The 18,208-nt window shown below is 42.1% G+C and carries 24 protein-coding genes and 1 riboswitch; of the genes, 17 read left to right on the top strand and 7 right to left on the bottom strand.

Annotated elements, in window-relative coordinates:
- Nucleotides 1–160 precede the first annotated feature (160 nt).
- From comGA to NYE56_RS11990, 8 genes are all read left to right on the top strand, one after another.
- Nucleotides 161–1,231: a competence protein ComGA gene (gene comGA / locus NYE56_RS12025; protein ID WP_341283896.1), complete on the top strand. Its 1,071-nt coding sequence runs from the start codon at nt 161–163 to the stop codon at nt 1,229–1,231.
- A complete protein-coding gene (comGB, locus tag NYE56_RS12020) occupies nt 1,218–2,255 on the top strand; it encodes a comG operon protein ComGB (protein WP_341283895.1) in 1,038 nt (345 codons plus the stop codon). The genes comGA and comGB overlap by 14 nt, the downstream gene beginning before the upstream one ends.
- 13 nt (nt 2,256–2,268) lie before the next feature.
- A complete protein-coding gene (comGC, locus tag NYE56_RS12015) occupies nt 2,269–2,565 on the top strand; it encodes a comG operon protein ComGC (protein WP_003230162.1) in 297 nt (98 codons plus the stop codon).
- Complete coding sequence (gene comGD / locus NYE56_RS12010) at nt 2,555–2,986, top strand: comG operon protein ComGD (RefSeq protein WP_341283894.1); 432 nt, start codon at nt 2,555–2,557, stop codon at nt 2,984–2,986. Before comGC ends, comGD begins: the two co-directional genes overlap by 11 nt.
- Complete coding sequence (gene comGE, locus NYE56_RS12005; protein ID WP_086344081.1) at nt 2,970–3,317, top strand: ComG operon protein 5; 348 nt, start codon at nt 2,970–2,972, stop codon at nt 3,315–3,317. The genes comGD and comGE overlap by 17 nt, the downstream gene beginning before the upstream one ends.
- A 25-nt stretch (nt 3,318–3,342) precedes the next feature.
- Nucleotides 3,343–3,726: a ComG operon protein ComGF gene (gene comGF / locus NYE56_RS12000; RefSeq protein WP_341283893.1), complete on the top strand. Its 384-nt coding sequence runs from the start codon at nt 3,343–3,345 to the stop codon at nt 3,724–3,726.
- Complete coding sequence (gene comGG / locus NYE56_RS11995) at nt 3,727–4,101, top strand: ComG operon protein ComGG (RefSeq protein ID WP_133953114.1); 375 nt, start codon at nt 3,727–3,729, stop codon at nt 4,099–4,101.
- A gap of 71 nt (nt 4,102–4,172) precedes the next feature.
- Nucleotides 4,173–4,352, top strand: a complete 180-nt coding sequence (locus NYE56_RS11990; protein ID WP_014480252.1) for a YqzE family protein — start codon at nt 4,173–4,175, stop codon at nt 4,350–4,352.
- Nucleotides 4,353–4,393: 41 nt separating this feature from the next.
- On the opposite strand, the gene NYE56_RS11985 is transcribed toward NYE56_RS11990, so the two are convergent.
- On the bottom strand, nt 4,394–4,720 hold the full coding sequence (locus tag NYE56_RS11985; RefSeq protein ID WP_341283892.1) for a YqzG/YhdC family protein: 327 nt from the start codon (nt 4,718–4,720) through the stop codon (nt 4,394–4,396).
- A 271-nt stretch (nt 4,721–4,991) separates the two neighbouring features.
- Here NYE56_RS11985 and tapA point away from each other — a divergent pair, with 271 nt between their 5' ends.
- The 3 genes from tapA (at nt 4,992) to tasA (ending at nt 7,159) form a co-directional block, all read left to right on the top strand.
- Complete coding sequence (gene tapA / locus NYE56_RS11980; protein ID WP_341283891.1) at nt 4,992–5,753, top strand: amyloid fiber anchoring/assembly protein TapA; 762 nt, start codon at nt 4,992–4,994, stop codon at nt 5,751–5,753.
- Nucleotides 5,737–6,309: a signal peptidase I SipW gene (gene sipW, locus NYE56_RS11975; RefSeq protein ID WP_003246088.1), complete on the top strand. Its 573-nt coding sequence runs from the start codon at nt 5,737–5,739 to the stop codon at nt 6,307–6,309. Before tapA ends, sipW begins: the two co-directional genes overlap by 17 nt.
- A 64-nt stretch (nt 6,310–6,373) precedes the next feature.
- On the top strand, nt 6,374–7,159 hold the full coding sequence (gene tasA, locus NYE56_RS11970; RefSeq protein WP_014477324.1) for a biofilm matrix protein TasA: 786 nt from the start codon (nt 6,374–6,376) through the stop codon (nt 7,157–7,159).
- Nucleotides 7,160–7,250: 91 nt separating this feature from the next.
- Here tasA and sinR read toward each other — a convergent pair whose 3' ends face one another.
- From sinR to NYE56_RS11950, 4 genes are all read right to left on the bottom strand, one after another.
- The gene (sinR, locus tag NYE56_RS11965; protein WP_003226345.1) at nt 7,251–7,586 is read right to left on the bottom strand and encodes a transcriptional regulator SinR; all 336 of its coding nucleotides are present in this window, start codon (nt 7,584–7,586) and stop codon (nt 7,251–7,253) included.
- Nucleotides 7,587–7,619: 33 nt separating this feature from the next.
- Nucleotides 7,620–7,793 (bottom strand): anti-repressor SinI, encoded by a 174-nt coding sequence (gene sinI / locus NYE56_RS11960; protein ID WP_014477323.1) that lies wholly within the window; start codon nt 7,791–7,793, stop codon nt 7,620–7,622.
- A gap of 183 nt (nt 7,794–7,976) precedes the next feature.
- Nucleotides 7,977–8,771 (bottom strand): YqhG family protein, encoded by a 795-nt coding sequence (locus tag NYE56_RS11955; RefSeq protein ID WP_341283890.1) that lies wholly within the window; start codon nt 8,769–8,771, stop codon nt 7,977–7,979.
- A 20-nt stretch (nt 8,772–8,791) separates the two neighbouring features.
- Nucleotides 8,792–10,465, bottom strand: coding sequence for a DEAD/DEAH box helicase (locus tag NYE56_RS11950; protein ID WP_085186487.1), 1,674 nt, complete (start codon nt 10,463–10,465; stop codon nt 8,792–8,794).
- A 168-nt stretch (nt 10,466–10,633) separates the two neighbouring features.
- A riboswitch (glycine riboswitch) is annotated at nt 10,634–10,735 on the top strand.
- A gap of 170 nt (nt 10,736–10,905) precedes the next feature.
- On the opposite strand from NYE56_RS11950, the gene gcvT reads away from it, so the two are divergent.
- The 3 genes from gcvT to gcvPB are packed head-to-tail and all read left to right on the top strand — an operon-like array spanning nt 10,906 to nt 14,829.
- Nucleotides 10,906–11,994, top strand: coding sequence for a glycine cleavage system aminomethyltransferase GcvT (gene gcvT, locus NYE56_RS11945; RefSeq protein WP_341283889.1), 1,089 nt, complete (start codon nt 10,906–10,908; stop codon nt 11,992–11,994).
- A gap of 29 nt (nt 11,995–12,023) precedes the next feature.
- Nucleotides 12,024–13,370 carry an aminomethyl-transferring glycine dehydrogenase subunit GcvPA gene (gene gcvPA / locus NYE56_RS11940; protein WP_029317920.1) on the top strand — a complete coding sequence of 449 codons (1,347 nt, stop codon included), beginning with the start codon at nt 12,024–12,026 and terminating at the stop codon, nt 13,368–13,370.
- A complete protein-coding gene (gene gcvPB / locus NYE56_RS11935; RefSeq protein ID WP_049141218.1) occupies nt 13,363–14,829 on the top strand; it encodes an aminomethyl-transferring glycine dehydrogenase subunit GcvPB in 1,467 nt (488 codons plus the stop codon). Before gcvPA ends, gcvPB begins: the two co-directional genes overlap by 8 nt.
- Before the next feature lie 34 nt (nt 14,830–14,863).
- Here the strand turns inward: gcvPB and NYE56_RS11930 are convergent, their stop codons facing one another.
- Nucleotides 14,864–15,244, bottom strand: a complete 381-nt coding sequence (locus NYE56_RS11930) for a rhodanese-like domain-containing protein (protein WP_004398485.1) — start codon at nt 15,242–15,244, stop codon at nt 14,864–14,866.
- Between the two features lie 190 nt (nt 15,245–15,434).
- Here NYE56_RS11930 and lipM point away from each other — a divergent pair, with 190 nt between their 5' ends.
- The 3 genes from lipM to NYE56_RS11915 all read left to right on the top strand — a co-directional run bounded on the left by lipM (nt 15,435) and on the right by NYE56_RS11915 (nt 17,800).
- Nucleotides 15,435–16,271, top strand: coding sequence for an octanoyltransferase LipM (gene lipM / locus NYE56_RS11925; protein ID WP_047182867.1), 837 nt, complete (start codon nt 15,435–15,437; stop codon nt 16,269–16,271).
- Between the two features lie 99 nt (nt 16,272–16,370).
- Nucleotides 16,371–16,799, top strand: a complete 429-nt coding sequence (gene mntR, locus NYE56_RS11920) for a transcriptional regulator MntR (protein WP_003236923.1) — start codon at nt 16,371–16,373, stop codon at nt 16,797–16,799.
- Between the two features lie 125 nt (nt 16,800–16,924).
- Complete coding sequence (locus NYE56_RS11915; protein ID WP_085186484.1) at nt 16,925–17,800, top strand: patatin-like phospholipase family protein; 876 nt, start codon at nt 16,925–16,927, stop codon at nt 17,798–17,800.
- Here NYE56_RS11915 and NYE56_RS11910 read toward each other — a convergent pair.
- Entirely contained in the window at nt 17,797–18,192 is a 396-nt protein-coding gene (locus NYE56_RS11910; protein ID WP_003226367.1) for an SA1362 family protein, read from the bottom strand. The two genes, NYE56_RS11915 and NYE56_RS11910, sit on opposite strands and share 4 nt — an antisense overlap.
- Nucleotides 18,193–18,208 lie beyond the last annotated feature (16 nt).

Below are 18,208 nucleotides of genomic sequence, written 5' to 3'. Positions count from 1 at the left end.
GGAAAATTATAATGAAAGGGGCACATTCAGTTGAAAGTTTTTTTTCTTGCCAGAAAGAATTGGTTTTTCAGCATATAACATCTCACAAAATCACGTTTTCCCTGTTTGATTACCGCTCCTTCTTTTTCTACAATACGCATTGAAAGGAGAGGGAATCAAATTGGATTTAATAGAAAATGTAAGCAAAAACTTGATTGAAGAGGCATATCTAACAAAGGCTTCTGATATTCACATCGTGCCGAGGGAGCGGGACGCTATCATTCATTTTCGGGTCGATCATGCCTTGCTGAAAAAAAGGGACATGAAAAAAGAAGAGTGCGTAAGACTGATTTCACATTTTAAATTTCTTTCAGCAATGGATATAGGTGAAAGGCGAAAGCCGCAAAACGGTTCGCTTACGTTAAAGCTGAAAGAGGGAAATGTTCATTTAAGAATGTCAACGCTGCCCACAATTAATGAAGAAAGCCTCGTGATCAGAGTGATGCCCCAATACAATATCCCTTCGATTGATAAATTGTCGCTATTTCCGAAGACAGGAGCCACATTACTCTCGTTTTTAAAACATTCCCATGGCATGCTCATTTTTACTGGGCCGACTGGTTCAGGGAAGACTACCACATTATACTCTCTCGTTCAATATGCAAAAAAACACTTTAATCGAAATATTGTCACATTAGAGGACCCTGTTGAAACAAGGGACGAAGATGTTCTTCAGGTTCAGGTGAATGAAAAAGCCGGTGTAACTTATTCCGCAGGTCTGAAAGCAATTTTGCGCCATGATCCCGATATGATTATTTTAGGTGAGATCAGAGACGCGGAAACAGCTGAAATTGCGGTGCGGGCAGCGATGACGGGACATCTGGTACTGACGAGCCTTCATACGAGAGACGCAAAGGGCGCCATTTACAGACTGCTTGAATTCGGTATCAATATGAATGAAATTGAACAGACTGTCATTGCAATAGCGGCTCAGCGCTTGGTTGATTTGGCTTGCCCGTTTTGTGAAAACGGATGTTCATCAGTGTATTGCCGACAGTCACGAAATACCAGGAGAGCTAGCGTTTATGAGCTTCTATACGGGAAAAATCTTCAGCAATGTATCCAGGAGGCAAAAGGAAATCATGCAAATTACCAATATCAAACGCTTCGTCAAATTATCAGAAAAGGAATTGCGCTCGGCTATTTAACGACAAACAACTATGACCGGTGGGTTTATCATGAAAAAGATTAGAAAAGTCTGGTCATTAAAGGATCAAGCCAGGTTATTAAAGCGGCTCGGTGAAATGACTGCGGGGGGATATACGCTTCTGGATGGATTACGCCTGATGGAACTTCAGATGAATAAGAGGCAGGCGGCTGACTTGACTGATACGGTCACTTGTTTGAGGGAAGGGGCTCCGTTTTATCAAGTACTAAAGAGTTTGTCATTTCATAAGGAAGCCGTAGGTATTTGTTATTTTGCTGAAACACATGGTGAACTGCCTGCTTCCATGATCCAGAGCGGAGAGCTGCTGGAACGAAAAATTGCACAGGCAGACCAGCTGAAAAGAGTGCTGCGCTATCCGCTTTTCCTCATCTTTACGGTCGCTGTCATGTTTTATATGTTACAGTCCATCATCATTCCTCAGTTTTCCGGTATCTATCAATCGATGAATATGGAAACCTCACGTTCAACCGATATGCTTTTTGCTTTTTTTCAGCATATTGATCTTGTGATCATTTTGCTTGTTCTTTTTACAGCAGGTATCGGGATTTATTATTGGCTTGTGTTTAAGAAAAAATCACCTGCCCGGCAAATGCTGATTTGTATCAGGATTCCTTTGGTTGGAAAGCTTGTCAAGCTGTTAAACAGCTACTTTTTTTCTTTGCAGCTAAGCAGCCTTTTAAAATCAGGCCTCTCAATTTATGACAGCCTTAATGCATTTAAACATCAAACGTTTCTCCCTTTCTACCGCTGCGAGGCTGAACAATTGATTGAACGGCTAAAAGCCGGTGAGTCAATTGAATCCGCTATTTGTGGAAGCCCTTTTTATGAAACTGATTTATCAAAAGTCATATCTCACGGCCAGCTGAGCGGCCGATTGGATCGGGAGCTTTTCACATACAGCCAATTCATATTACAGCGGCTGGAACACAAAGCGCAAAAATGGACAGGCATCCTTCAGCCAATGATTTATGGATTTGTTGCAGCGATGATCTTACTTGTGTATTTATCTATGCTTGTGCCTATGTATCAGATGATGAATCAAATGTGAAAGGAAGAGGCTGATGAATGAGAAAGGATTTACACTTGTTGAAATGTTAATCGTGCTCTTTATTATTTCGATTTTGCTTTTAATTACGATACCGAACGTCACGAAACATAACCAAACCATTCAAAAAAAGGGCTGTGAAGGCTTACAAAACATGGTTAAGGCACAAATGACTGCATTTGAGCTTGATCATGAAGGACAAACTCCGAGCCTTGCCGATTTACAGTCAGAGGGCTATGTGAAAAAGGATGCTGTCTGTCCAAATGGTAAGCGCATTATCATCACCGGCGGAGAAGTTAAGGTTGAACATTAAATTAAACGAGGAGGAGGGGTTTACCCTTTTAGAAAGTTTGCTTGTGTTAAGCCTTGCCTCTATCCTCCTGGTGGCCGTCTTCACTACACTTCCTCCTGCTTATGACAATACAGCTGTCCGACAGGCAGCAAGGCAGCTGAAAAATGATATTATGCTCACACAGCAGGCTGCTATTTCCCGTCAACAAAGAACAAAAATTTTCTTTCATAAAAAAGAATATCAATTAGTCATTGGTGATACGGTCATTGAACGTCCGTATGCAAGGGGATTTTCTATAGAACTGCTGACATTAAAAGACCGTTTGGAATTTAATGAGAAAGGGCACCCGAATGCAGGCGGAAAAATACGAGTAAATGGCCATGCCGTATATGATATAACAGTTTATCTAGGGAGCGGGAGAGTCAATGTGGAGAGAAAATAAAGGTTTTTCTACAATAGAAACAATGTCTGCGCTAAGCCTGTGGCTGTTTGTGCTGCTGACAGTCGTCCCCTTGTGGGACAAGCTGATAGCTGATGAAAAAATGGCGGAATCACGAGAAATCGGCTATCAGATGATGAATGAGAGCATTAGCAAATATGTCATGAGTGGTGAAGGAGCCGCGTCAAAAACGTTTACAAAGAACAATCATATCTATGCAATGAAGTGGGAGGAGGAGGGCGAATATCAAAACGTATGTATCAAAGCCGCAGCTTATAAGGAAAAATCATTTTGCCTCAGCATCCTGCAGACAGAATGGCTACACGCTTCTTAACGTATTATTTTCGCTCTCAGTCTTTTTGCTCATATCAGGATCGTTAGCTGCGATTTTCCATCTGTTTTTGTCTCGACAGCAGGAACATGACGGTTTCACACAGCAAGAATGGATGATTTCGATAGAACAGATGATGAATGAATGCAAGGAGTCACAGGCAGTTAAGACAGCCGAGCATGGGAGCGTATTAATCTGCACCAATTTTTCCGGGCAGGACATCCGTTTCGAAATTTATCATTCAATGATAAGAAAAAGAGTGGATGGTAAAGGGCATGTTCCGATTTTAGATCATATTACTGCCATGAAAGCTGATATTGAAAATGGTGTTGTTTTGCTGAAAATTGAGAGTGAGAACCAAAAAGTGTATCAAACTGCTTTTCCAGTCTATTCGTATTTAGGAGGGGGGTGAATGTACCGTACAAGAGGGTTTATTTATCCAGCTGTTCTTTTTGTGTCAGCGCTTGTGCTGTTAATCGTGAACTTTGCTGCTGCTCAATATATTTCACGCTGCATGTTTGAGAAGGAAACAAAAGAGTTATACATAGGAGAGAATTTGCTTCAAAATGGGGTGCTTCTTTCGATTCGGCATGTTCTAGAGGAACGGAAAGGCCAGGAGGGTACGGAGCAATTTCCATATGGACGGGTTTCTTATTACATTCATGATACATCGATAAAAGAACAAAAAGAAATCAACTTAAGAGTGTCAACGGAGTCGGGAACAGAAAGAACTGCACAGATTGTGTTTGATCAAAAACAGAAAAAACTGCTGAGATGGACAGAATAAAACAGTGTAAAGGGTATAAAAAAAGTCATGTGAGACAACACTTCATAATAATTGAATGATGAGGTGATCACGTGAAAACGAATGATTATGTTAAATATATGACGCAGCAATTTGTCAAATATATAGATACACCGAGAGATGAGCGAAAAGAACGAAAAGAGGTGCGGAAAGAAACAAAAACGCCTGCTTCTCAGCAGTGGTTCGGTATTTTACCCTATGGCTTCCGACTTTGGCTGAAACGGAAAAAATAACCGCAAATAAACGAATAAGGTCCTTCAAAAAATGGAGGACCTTATTGATATTCTTCTAATATGGCGATTTTATTGACCTTTTGGCTATAAGGATCAAATGAAATCGTCACAAAAACGCCGAATTCTTTTGATCCTTCCCTCAGAGTTAAATGGTATTGCTTCACTGCTTCATCTTTTCTTTTACGGTCCCATACTTTTTGTTTGAACAGTACCTGTGCGAGCGGGTACCTTTTTTTTGCTTCTTTTACAGCAATCTCTTCCCATTTGGACATGTGACGGGCGGTTACAAGCGGTGTTTTTTCTGCGTGAGCGGCTGTAGTGCCAAAGACAAGAAGAGATAGACAAATCATACATTGTTTGATCATCATGCTGTCACCCTTTCTTTGTTTATTATTACCAAATAATAATGGGATATGCATTTAAACTCTCACATAACAATCCCAAAAATTTCTAAAAAATTGAAAAAATGAGCAATACTGAGCAAGACTTTGTAATATGATGAAAACATTCTTTTAAACGAACGAAATGAGCGATTTCGGTGTTTTTAAATCTATAAATCGTTGATTATACTCTATTTGTGAAGTTCTTTAAAGAGAACGATTGTCATATCAAGTTACAGTGTTTTACAGGAGGTAAGATATGTTTCGATTGTTTCACAATCAGCAAAAGGCGAAGACGAAACTGAAAGTTCTGCTTATCTTTCAGCTTTCAGTCATTTTCAGTCTGACTGCCGCAATATGCTTACAATTTTCCGATGATACAAGCGCTGCTTTTCATGATATTGAAACATTTGATGTCTCACTTCAAACGTGTAAAGACTTTCAGCATACAGATAAAAACTGCCATTATGATAAACGCTGGGATCAAAGTGATTTGCACATATCAGATCAAACGGATACGAAAGGAACTGTATGCTCACCTATCACCTTATTTGCTGAGCTCGAAAATACAGGTGAGAAACTTAAGAAATCAAAGTGGAAGTGGGAGCTTCATAAGCTTGAAAATGCCCGAAAACCGTTAAAGGATGGGAACGTGATCGAAAAAGGATTTGTCTCCAATCAAATCAGCGATTCACTTTATATAATTGAGACGAAGAAAAAAATGAAACCCGGCATTTATGCATTTAAAGTATATAAACCGGCAGGCTACCCGGCAAACGGCAGTACATTTGAGTGGTCGGAGCCTATGACGCTTGCAAAATGCGATGAAAAACCGACAGTCCCTAAAAAAGAAACAAAGTCGGACGTCAAAAAGGAGAATGAAACAACACAAAAGGATATACAGGAAAAAACAATGAAAGAAGAAACATCTCAAGAAGCTGTAACCAAAGAAAATGAAACTCAATCAGACCAGAAGGAAAGCGGGGAAGAGGATGAAAAAAGCAATGAAGCTGATCAGTAATATTTTATACGTGATCATCTTTACTCTTATTATTGTGCTGACACTTGTCGTGATTTCAACACGTTCATCCGGGGGAGAGCCGGCTGTGTTTGGGTATACGCTGAAATCAGTTCTGTCAGGTTCGATGGAGCCGGAGTTCAATACAGGTTCCTTAATATTGGTCAAAGAAATCACTGATGTGAAAGAGCTTCAAAAAGGTGACGTTATTACATTTATGCAGGATGCAAATACGGCGGTCACCCACAGAATTGTTGACATAACAAAGCAAGGAGACCATTTGTTATTTAAAACAAAAGGTGATAATAATGCTGCAGCTGATTCAGCGCCTGTATCGGACGAAAATGTTCGCGCGCAATACACAGGTTTTCAGCTTCCATATGCCGGCTATATGCTTCATTTTGCCAGCCAGCCAATTGGAACGGCTGTATTATTGATTGTTCCCGGCGTGATGCTGTTAGTGTACGCTTTTGTGACGATCAGCAGCGCCATTAGAGAAATTGAAAGAAAGACAAAGGCCTTGGAAACAGATACAAAGGACAGCACCATGTCCACTTAACTTCAGTTGTAAACCTGGCAACAGGTTTCGATATAAAACATTCAATAAAAGGGGAGTTTTAACCATGGGTATGAAAAAGAAATTGAGTTTAGGAGTTGCTTCTGCAGCACTAGGATTAGCTTTAGTTGGAGGAGGAACATGGGCAGCATTTAACGACATTAAATCAAAGGATGCTACTTTTGCATCAGGTACGCTTGATTTATCTGCTAAAGAAAATTCAGCGAGTGTGAACTTATCAAATCTAAAGCCGGGAGATAAGTTGACAAAGGATTTCCAATTTGAAAATAACGGATCACTTGCGATCAAAGAAGTTTTAATGGCGCTTAATTATGGAGATTTTAAAGCAAATGGCGGCAGCAATACATCTCCAGAAGATTTCCTCAGCCAGTTTGAAGTGACATTGTTGACAGTTGGAAAAGAGGGCGGCAATGGCTACCCGAAAAACATTATTTTAGATGATGCGAACCTTAAAGACTTGTATTTGATGTCTGCTAAAAATGATGCAGCGGCTGCTGAAAAAATCAAAAAACAAATTGACCCTAAATTCTTAAATGCAAGCGGTAAAGTCAATGTAGCAACAATTGATGGTAAAACCGCTCCTGAATATGATGGTGTTCCAAAAACACCAACTGACTTCGATCAGGTTCAAATGGAAATCCAATTCAAGGATGATAAAACAAAAGATGAAAACGGGCTTATGGTTCAAAATAAATATCAAGGCAACTCCATTAAGCTTCAATTCTCATTCGAAGCTACACAGTGGAACGGCTTGACAATCAAAAAGGACCATACTGATAAAGATGGTTACGTGAAAGAAAATGAAAAAGCGCACAGCGAGGATAAAAATTAATAACAGCAAAAAAAGAGACGGCCCAGTAAATTATCACTGGGCCGTCTCGATGTTTATTGACAAAAGAGGAGTTAGTGCCTCTGCTCAGGCACTACTCCTCTTTTTGGGATTTTCTCCATTTTTGATAATCTAAAAATTCACGAAATTGTTTTTTCGATACCCCGGATGTCATTGCATCGCGAACCAATTTCTCCCATTCACTATCTAATTGACCATCGTATTCGGTTTCATGTTTCTCATCGAGCAAAGTATGAACCGAGACGTCCAGAACAGCGGAGACTTTTTCGAGAAATTGAATGGAGGGGTTCGTTTGTAGATTTCGTTCTATTGAGCTTAAATAAGACTTCGCTACCCCAGCTTTTTCAGCTAGTTCTGATAGTGAGTAGCCTTTTTCTTTACGGTATTGTTTAATACGCTGGCCAATCAATGTCATCACCTTCCTTGTGATATTATAGCACATTCAGAAAGGATTTACGGTATGACTTCTGGCTGCCGGACCAGGATGAGCAGACTTTTTGTTTAAAAGTAAATATTTTCGTATTTCTTCCGGGCTGATATTTGCCTCTTTGGCTTCCATCATCAATTCAACCCATTCTTGATCCAATTCAAAGTGCTCTTGTTTTGCATTTTTCATGCAGTTTCTCCTCCTAAAATACTTGTTTATGTATTTCAGCCAGTCCGGCCATGACTCATTGTATGCTTCATTAGTCTCTGGAAGTCATTTCCCCTTTAAAAATGCCAGAATTTTTTTCCAATATACCTTTATTATAATCGCATTTTTTCAAAAAAAACGAGAACGATGTCGAATGAATAAAAGTTAGCTTGAAATATTATTTTGCAGATAAAATAATCCGCCATTTTCAATTTCAACTGATATCTTTGGTTGATACAAGGTTTTCAGCGCCTGTTTTTCTAGATGGTATTCTTCTGGTTTTTCTTCTATATGCTCGTAAAACTTATCAAGCAATGTCATATCATTCTTCCACCTGTTAACCGCCTGTTCCGCCCAGTCGGACGGCTCCTGCATAGCGGATTTGGAAATATAGTTTTCCATACGCTTAAGTCCGCTTTCTGGTTTGATCATAGGTGAAATGGTGAAGCAATAGTCACATATTTGAGACGTCAGTGAAAACTGGGTCAGCTTGCTTTGAAAATCTTCAATTATCGTTCCAGAGACTAGGTGAAGACCTAGTGACAATAACTTATCCTTTTTCATGTCGGACTGGTATGAAATCGTGACATTTATACCAAGCCAAGGCTGAAGTGGGAGTTTGGCTCCGGCTGATTCAATTTTCTCATACATTCTGGTAAATCTCCCATTTTGTTTAACAGCTTTAAATATTTGAAAAAGGCGCGGGGCCCCAAAATATATAAATTCACCATCTAGGTCTTTTGGCGCATTTTCTTTATCTGTAATAAAAGTGATTTTCATTGGATTCGGATCACCGCCTGTCTTCTCGCGCCAATGCCAGTAGAAAGGGCGGTTCATGATTTGTTTGTCCATTTCAACTGTAAGCTGCACTGTCATATAGCCTAAGCCTTGATCGACGATTTGGCAGCTGTTTGCTTGAAAAAAACGCAGCAGAAAATCGTGAACCTCTTGCTGTCTCACTAATAAAACCTCCTTACAGGCTAAGATCCTCTTTTTTCAGCAGGCAGCTGTTTTTTATAAGACAAAAATGAGGTTAAGTTATCCATTTTTATTTTCATTTCTTCTTCTGTTGCTGAGTGATACAAAATGTCATGAAGGTGCTCTTCAAAATTGTTCACTTGAATTTTCGTTAAAATATCATCAAGTTCACCGACCACTTTTTCAAACAAATGAATTTTTTCATATAAAAGCTTTAGAATATGCTCTTCCACCGTATGTTTTGTCGCCATGTTATAAATATGCACGTCACGCTCCTGCCCGAGTCTGTGAATTCTTCCGATTCTTTGCTCAAGCCGCATCGGGTTCCATGGCAGATCATAGTTGATCATGTGATTGCAAAATTGCAGGTTAATTCCCTCACCGCCTGCTTCAGTTGCAATAAGGACTTGGATTTTTCCGCGGAAAAGATCCTTCATCCAGTCTTTTTTTCCACGTTTAAATCCGCCTCTAAACGGCACAGAACTGATGCCGTTTTGCTGAAGAAACCACTGCAAATAAATCTGGGTTGCCCGGTATTCTGTAAAAATGATGACCTTATCGTCAATCTTTTTGATCAAGTCAACAACTTGAAGCGCTTTAGAGTTTTGTGTCACTTGATTGATGCGATCTATTAAAACTGAAATCGTATCCTCATCAATGGCAGGTGCTTGTTTCTCTTTTTGATCAAGCATCTTTTTCAGCGTCATATACACCGCTTCTCTGCTCGAACAGCATTCTCTTTGCAAGGTCATAATCGAGAACATGCTGGCTGGTTTATTGATACTTTCCTTCAAGCGAGAAATTTCATCATAAAGCGCTTGCTCTGATGGAGAAAATTCAATCGGCACTGTTTCAACATGGCGCTGTTTCCAATTCAGCCCTGTATCATGCCGCCTGTTACGGATCATGACTTTATTCACAAGATCTTTTAAATGTTCATGCGCTTCTAAACTGGATTTCTTCTTGGCGAACTCCTCCTGAAAGTGATTCTGACTGCCTAAATGGCCGGGTTTTAATAAGGACACCAAATTGAAAATCTCTTCGATACGGTTCTGGATTGGCGTCGCGGTAAGAAGCAGGCAATATTTTTTTACGAGATTCCGGACAAATTCATAGTTCTTCGTTTTGCTATTTTTCAGTTTGTGTGCCTCATCAATAATGACAAGATCATATGGGATAGACAGAACGATTTCTCGATGGGGCGAGCGCTTCGCGGTGTCTATTGATGAGACGACAATATCGCATTGCTCCCACACATAGCTTTTCTTTTGTTCAACAGCCGGAATCAAAAATTTTTCCTGAAGCTCTTTGACCCACTGTGACACAAGGGAAGCGGGCACAAGGATCAAAATTTTTTTTGCTAACCCGCGAATCATATATTCTTTTAGAATCAGTCCAGCTTCAACCGTTTTCCCGAGACCAACCTCATCTGCTAAAATCGCTTTCCCGTTCATTTTTTCAACCACTTTTTGCGCCACCTCAAGCTGGTGGGGGAGCGGCGTAAAGGAAGGCAGATATAAAGGAGCCCGTAAACCTTCAAACTCTGGAATTGCTAATGTTTTCTGGATTTCTGCAGAGAGCTTGTACAGTTCCCAGTTTGCCCAAGGGCCATCGTTTTTCAGTCTTTCAGCAAATTCTTCAGGCCATTTTGCATCGTAGATCATTTCTGTATTCATTGCTTTAAAACCGCCTTTCTTATTCTTCGATTCTTAAGATGAATAATATTAGAAAAATCTGCCCAAATTGCTGTTGCCCAGCATATAGTGATGATGGTAGGATATGAGTATGTATTTGATGTAAGATATTGCTATAGTATGTCCATAACAGCATGAAAATATGAGCGAATGACAGCAAGGGGAGAGACCTGACCGAAAACCTCGGGATACAGGCGCCGAAGGAGCAAACTGCGGAGTGAATCTCTCAGGCAAAAGAACTCTTGCTCGACGCAACTCTGGAGAGTGTTTGTGCGGATGCGCAAACCACCAAAGGGGACGTCTTTGCGTATGCAAAGTAAACTTTCAGGTGCCAGGACAGAGAACCTTCATTTTACATGAGGTGTTTCTCTGTCCTTTTTTGTATGTTTTTAGCTGCGCCGTTGATAAAGGGGAGGAATTAGATGCTGAAAAGAACGCCGTTATTTGACCTGTATAAGGAATATGGAGGAAAAACGATTGATTTCGGAGGCTGGGAGCTTCCTGTTCAATTTTCTTCTATAAAAAAAGAACACGAGGCTGTCCGAACTGCAGCCGGTTTGTTTGATGTATCTCATATGGGAGAAGTCGAAGTGTCAGGGAACGACAGTCTGTCTTTTTTGCAAAGATTGATGACAAATGATGTTTCCGCGTTAACGCCAGGCCGTGCTCAATATACAGCGATGTGTTACCCGGATGGCGGAACCGTCGATGATTTGCTTATCTATCAAAAAGGAGAGAACCGCTATCTGCTTGTCATTAATGCTTCTAATATAGATAAAGACTTGGCTTGGATGAAAGAACATGCAGCAGGTGATGTGCAGATTGACAATCAGTCAGATCAAATCGCGCTCTTGGCTGTACAGGGACCGAAAGCAGAAGCGATCTTAAAAAATCTGACAGATGCAGATGTGTCTGCATTAAAGCCGTTTGCGTTTATTGATGAAGCCGATATCAACGGCCGCAAAGCACTTATTTCACGCACTGGCTATACGGGAGAAGACGGGTATGAAATTTACTGCCGCAGTGATGATGCTATGCATATTTGGAAAAAAATCATCGATGCAGGGGATGCATACGGATTGATTCCATGCGGTCTCGGTGCACGTGATACACTCCGGTTTGAAGCGAAGCTCCCGCTCTACGGTCAGGAGCTGACCCGGGATATTACACCGATTGAAGCAGGTATAGGCTTTGCTGTAAAGCACAAAAAGGAGTCTGACTTTTTCGGTAAGTCAGTATTGAGTGAACAAAAAGAAAACGGAGCGAAGCGCAAACTTGTCGGTCTCGAAATGATTGAAAAAGGGATACCGCGGCACGGATATGAGGTTTTCCAAAATGGCAAGTCTGTCGGAAAGGTGACAACCGGCACGCAGTCACCGACATTAGGGAAAAACGTCGGCCTTGCCTTAATTGATTCGGAAACTAGTGAGATCGGGACTGTTGTAGATGTAGAGATTCGCAAAAAATTAGTGAAAGCAAAGGTTGTCAAAACACCATTTTATAAACGCTAATATTTTTTCTTGGAGAGAGGAGACAACACATGAAGCACCGTTATTTGCCCGCAACAGAAAAGGATAAACAGGAGATGCTTGCTACTATCGGCGTAAGCAGCATCGATGATTTATTTGCTGATATACCGGAAAACGTCAAATATAAAAAAGAGTATCAAATTAAAAAAGCGAAATCAGAAACAGAATTAACAAGAGAACTGACAAAGCTGGCCTCTAAAAATCGTGATACCGTACAATACGCTTCTTTCTTAGGAGCGGGTGTATATGACCACTATCAGCCTGTCATTGTGGATCATGTCATTTCGCGCTCTGAGTTTTATACCGCATATACGCCTTATCAGCCAGAGATTTCACAAGGAGAGCTCCAGGCTATTTTTGAATTCCAAACGATGATCTGTGAACTGACAGGCATGGATATCGCCAACTCCTCGATGTATGACGGCGGAACAGCCTTGGCGGAAGCAGCAATGCTTGCTTCAGGCCACACGAAAAAGAAAAAAATCGTTGTGTCAAAAACCGTGCATCCTGAATCGCGAGAAGTGCTGAAAACGTACGCAAAAGGTCAGTATATTGATGTTGTTGAAGTACCCGCTGCGGATGGCGTTACGGATCTTGATGCATTGCGCCAAACCGTTTGCGAGAACACAGCCGCAGTGATCGTTCAGTACCCGAATTTTTTCGGCCGGATCGAGCCGTTAAAGGATATTGAGCCTATCGCTCATCAAGGGAAATCCATGTTTATTGTTTCAGCTAACCCGCTTGCGCTAGGTCTTCTCACTCCGCCGGGCAAGTTTCAGTCTGATATCGTCGTCGGTGATGCGCAGCCTTTCGGCATTCCTTCAGCTTACGGCGGCCCGCATTGCGGCTTTTTTGCCGTTACTAAAAAATTAATGAGAAAGGTGCCGGGCCGTCTCGTCGGACAAACGGAAGACGAAAACGGAAAAAGAGGCTTTGTGCTTACCCTGCAAGCCAGGGAGCAGCATATCCGCCGAGATAAAGCAACATCAAATATATGCTCGAACCAAGCTTTAAATGCGCTGGCAGCATCAGTGGCCATGACTGCTCTCGGAAAAAACGGCGTAAAAGATATAGCCCGCCAAAATCTCTTAAAAGCCAACTATGCAAAGCAAGAAGCAAAAAAAGCAGGTCTTACTGTTATGTTTGACGGGCCGATGTTTAATGAATTTGTCATCAAACTGGATGAGCCGGTGAGAGCTGTGAACAAGCGTTTGCTGGCAAAAGGCATGATTGGCGGATATGATCTTGGGTTGACGTATCCGGAGCTGGACTGCCATATGCTGATTGCTGTAACGGAGCTGAGAACAAAAGAAGAAATTGACGCACTCATTCAGGAATTGGGGGATCGCCATGAGTAATCAGGACCAGGCACTTATTTTTGAACTTTCAAGAGAAGGCCGAATCGGCTATAGTCTGCCGGAGCTCGATGTACCGGAAATCGAATTGGGGGACCTCTTGTCAGACACCTATATTCGTGACGAAGACGCAGCGCTGCCGGAGGTTTCAGAGCTGGACATCATGCGCCATTATACAGCGCTGTCCAAACGCAATCACGGGGTGGATTCCGGTTTTTATCCTCTCGGTTCTTGCACGATGAAATATAATCCGAAAATCAATGAAAAAATCGCGCGTATACCTGGTTTTGCTGCGATTCATCCTCTTCAGGATGAAGACACGGTGCAAGGCGCATTAGAGCTTTTATATGATTTAAGCAAGCACCTTGAAGAAATAACGGGAATGGATGAGGTTACGCTTCAGCCTGCTGCCGGAGCGCACGGCGAATGGACAGGGCTGATGATGATCCGTGCCTATCATGAAGCTCGCGGAGATTTCAAGCGGACGAAGGTCATTGTCCCTGATTCCGCGCACGGGACGAATCCTGCATCAGCAACAGTAGCAGGCTTTGAAACCGTTACGGTGAAATCGAATGAAAAAGGGCTTGTTGATTTAGAGGATTTAAAAAGAGCAGTGAATGAAGAAACTGCAGCTCTTATGCTGACGAATCCGAACACGCTCGGCTTGTTTGAGGAGCAGATTACAGAGATGGCGGAAATTGTACACCAAGCGGGGGGGAAACTGTATTATGACGGCGCTAATTTAAATGCCGTTTTAAGCAAGGCGAGACCTGGAGATATGGGATTTGACGTGGTGCATCTCAACCTGCATAAAACATTCACAGGCCCTCATGGCGGCGGAGGCCCCGGCTCAGGCCCTGTCGGCGTAAAAAAAGATCTGATTCCTTATTTGCCAAAGCCAGTTTTAGTCAAAAAAGAAGGGCGCTTTACGTTTGATTATGACCGCCCTCATGCGATTGGCCGTGTGAAGCCGTATTACGGCAACTTTGGCATTAATGTGAGAGCGTATACGTATATTCGCTCCATGGGGCCTGACGGATTAAAGGCTGTTACTGAGAACGCAGTGTTAAACGCCAACTATATGATGAGAAAGCTCGCGCCTTATTACGATCTTCCGTTTGACCGCCATTGCAAGCATGAATTTGTATTATCAGGGAAGCGGCAGAAAAAGCTGGGAGTGCGTACGCTTGATATTGCAAAACGGCTCCTTGATTTCGGCTATCATCCGCCGACTATTTATTTCCCGCTTAATGTTGAAGAATGCATCATGATCGAGCCGACGGAGACCGAATCAAAGGAAACACTGGACGCGTTTATTGATGCTATGATTCAAATCGCAAAAGAAGCGGAGGAGAATCCGGAGCTTGTTCAGGAGGCCCCGCATACAACGATTGTAAAAAGAATGGATGAAACAAAAGCGGCGAGACACCCGGTGCTCAGATACGAGGCGGTAGAAAGATAAATAAAAACAGCTGTCTACCAGACAGCTGTTTGCTTTATTTCTTCGCTTTAATCTTTCCGCCCCATTTTTTAAAGCCGCCTTTTAGGTTGTAAATCTCAGTGCAGCCGTTTTTGCGCAGGGTTTGTGCCGCGCGTCCGCTGCGGACACTGTTTTGGCAGTACAGGTAAACAGGCTTGTCCGTACGGATCTCATTTTTTCTCTGTTTCAGCTGGGAAAGCGGGATGTTGCGGGCGCCTAAAATATGTCCGCCCTCAAACTCATTTGGCTCACGAACATCAATAAGCTGCGCTTTGCGGTAACCCGCGCGGAATTCTTCTTCGGTAAGTGTTTTCATAATTCGCTGCTGATAGACATATGAAGCAATCATATAGATGATAAACGCAGCAAAAATAATCAAAACGATCATATTAGACAATGTGATTCTACTCCTTTAGCATATAAAATCAAAACCCTGCTTCATAAAACAAGGTCATAGAGCCGTTTTCGACAAATACTATTATAGTAAAGCACAGCGTGATTGTCATCTATAATGGAACTAAAATATTTTTCATTTTCCCGACAGTTTGATAAACTGATTCTATTAAAACGGTAAGGAAGGTCTTAAAATGCAAAAAGAAACTTGGCGGTTTATAGACTCAGGCAATGCAAGTCCTGCATTCAATATGGCGCTTGATGAAGCGCTTTTATATTGGCACAGCGAAAAGAAAATCCCCCCGGTTATCCGTTTTTACGGCTGGAATCCGGCGACACTTTCTGTAGGGTATTTTCAAAATATTAAAAAGGAAATCAATTTTGAAGCAGTACATAAATATAATCTCGGATTCGTCAGACGCCCGACCGGCGGGAGAGGTGTGCTGCACGATCAGGAACTGACATACAGCGTAATTGTTTCGGAAGAGCACCCCGAGATGCCGGCGACTGTTACTGAGGCTTACCGGGTTATTTCAGAAGGCATACTTCAAGGCTTTAGAAATCTCGGTCTGGACGCTTACTTTGCCATCCCGAGAACTGAAAAAGAAAAAGAAAGCTTAAAAAATCCGCGGTCATCTGTTTGTTTTGACGCGCCTTCGTGGTATGAGCTAGTGGTTGAGGGGCGCAAGGTAGCGGGAAGCGCGCAAACGAGACAAAAAGGCGTGATTCTTCAGCATGGCTCCATTCTGCTTGATTTAGATGAGGACAAGCTGTTCGATCTGTTCTTATATCCAAGTGAAAGAGTAAGAGAGCGGATGCAGCGCAATTTCAAAAATAAAGCGGTTGCCATTAATGAACTCACTGAAAAGCGGGTGACGATGGATGAGGCTCGTCAAGCCTTTAAAGAAGGATTTGAAACAGGTCTTAACATTCATTTGGAGCCATATGAACTTTCTCAGGAAGAGCTTGATTTTGTTCATCACTTGGCTGAAACAAAGTACGCTTCAGATGAATGGAATTATAAGCGGTAAACAGGGCTTTTGACCCGCGGAGCATCCTTGTTTTTTCAAGTTCATTAGTGTAAACTTGTAATGGTTTATAAAGTTAAGGTGCTTTTTGGGAGGGTTTCGATGACAACACCAAGTATGGAAGATTATATTGAACAGATTTATATGCTGATTGAAGAAAAAGGATATGCACGAGTTTCCGATATCGCGGAAGCATTGGCAGTCCATCCCTCCTCTGTAACAAAAATGGTTCAAAAACTAGATAAAGACGAATATTTAATTTATGAAAAATATCGCGGTCTCGTGTTAACGTCTAAAGGGAAAAAAATAGGCAAACGGCTGGTATACAGACATGAATTGCTTGAGCAGTTTTTAAGAATCATTGGTGTTGATGAAGAGAAAATATATAACGATGTCGAAGGAATCGAACATCATTTAAGCTGGAACAGCATTGATCGCATCGGGGATCTTGTTCAATATTTTGAAGAAGATGATGCCCGTAAAAAAGATCTGAAATCAATCCAAAAGAAAACAGAACATCATAATCAGTAAAAAGGCGGTCTCGAAGGAGGCCGTCTTTTTTGATACGCTGACGCCGCCCGTCATTCATTGGTCTATTTCTTCGCGTGTTTTCTTAAAATGGTAATAAACGATCGGATGGAGGGGGAGGGAATGAGATGTATATTGACGGTGTGTTTTCCGGCGGAGGAGTAAAAGGCATTGCGCTTGCAGGCGCTTATGAAGCGCTTGAGGAAAAAGGCTTCCGCTTTAAAAGGGTTGCGGGTACAAGCGCGGGCGCCATTATTGCCGCTTTCATTGCGTCAGGTTACACCAGTAAGGAAATCCACGCTTTAATTGAAGAAGTGGACGGAGAGAAATTGCTGGATCAGAGGTACTCTTTTCTCCCCTTAAAAATGCTCCAGTGGGTGTCCATCTACTGGCGTCTTGGCTTATACAAAGGCGATACGATAGAAAAATGGATTGCTGATCTGTTAAGAGCGAAAGGCATAAGGGTTTTCGGCGATTTGCAGAAAGGGTCTCTGCGCCTTATTGCTTCTGATCTGACAAACGGCACCATGATTGTTTTGCCGGACGATTTGGCCCGTTACGGGTTAAATCCAGATATGTTCCCGGTTGCCAGAGCGGTCAGAATGAGCTGCAGCATTCCGTATTTCTTTGAACCGATAAAATTAAAAACGGACACAGGCACCGCCACGGTTGTCGACGGAGGCGTGTTAAGCAATTTTCCAATCTGGCTGTTTTCAAAGGAAAGAAAGCGCCCTGTGATCGGTGTGACGCTTGCGCCGCGTGAAAGAGAGCGTCCAAAAAAAAATATCCGCAACGCTTTTGAACTGTTCGGCGCCCTGTTTGAAACGATGAAGGATGCTCATGACGCAAGGCACATTGCGTCACGCTATGAACAAAATATCATTTTTCTCCCTGTCGATGACGTAATGGCCACTGATTTTCATTTAACACAACAAAAAAAACTAGCCCTGATTGAGCTAGGTAAAAGACGGACAGAGCTGTTTTTAAAGCAGTGGACCTATTAAAAAAGCGCTCTGTTTTTCTTTTTATTTTTTTTCCCTTCTATAACAGTCAGCTGAGTCTGGCTTTTTTTCTTGAGAATCATCGGCTTAGGCTTGCTGGCGCTCGGAACGCTTCGCAGGTGGCTGACACGTCCCTTATGTCCGGCGCGGTGTTTTGCTTTTTGCTCTTTCATCCGGCGCCGCGATTGTTTCGCCGCTTTTTTGAAGGCTGCTCCTTCGCTGCCCGCATTTCGATTCATTACATATTTCACAATAAAATAAATAATGATACCTGCCACGATGACGGTTACCGCCATTTTTGCCATTTCTCCGGGATTGGTTACCAGCACATAGAGGAAACCGAACGCTCCCAGCGCAATTAATACAGCAATAATAGGTTGTACACGATGATTCATAACTGTCCACCTCCGA

The organism is Bacillus sp. FSL R5-0603 (assembly GCF_038050295.1).
In the GTDB taxonomy this organism is placed as follows: domain Bacteria; phylum Bacillota; class Bacilli; order Bacillales; family Bacillaceae; genus Bacillus; species Bacillus subtilis.
Note: the sequence above shows the minus strand (reverse complement) of the source record. Positions and strands in the feature narration are given on the sequence as shown.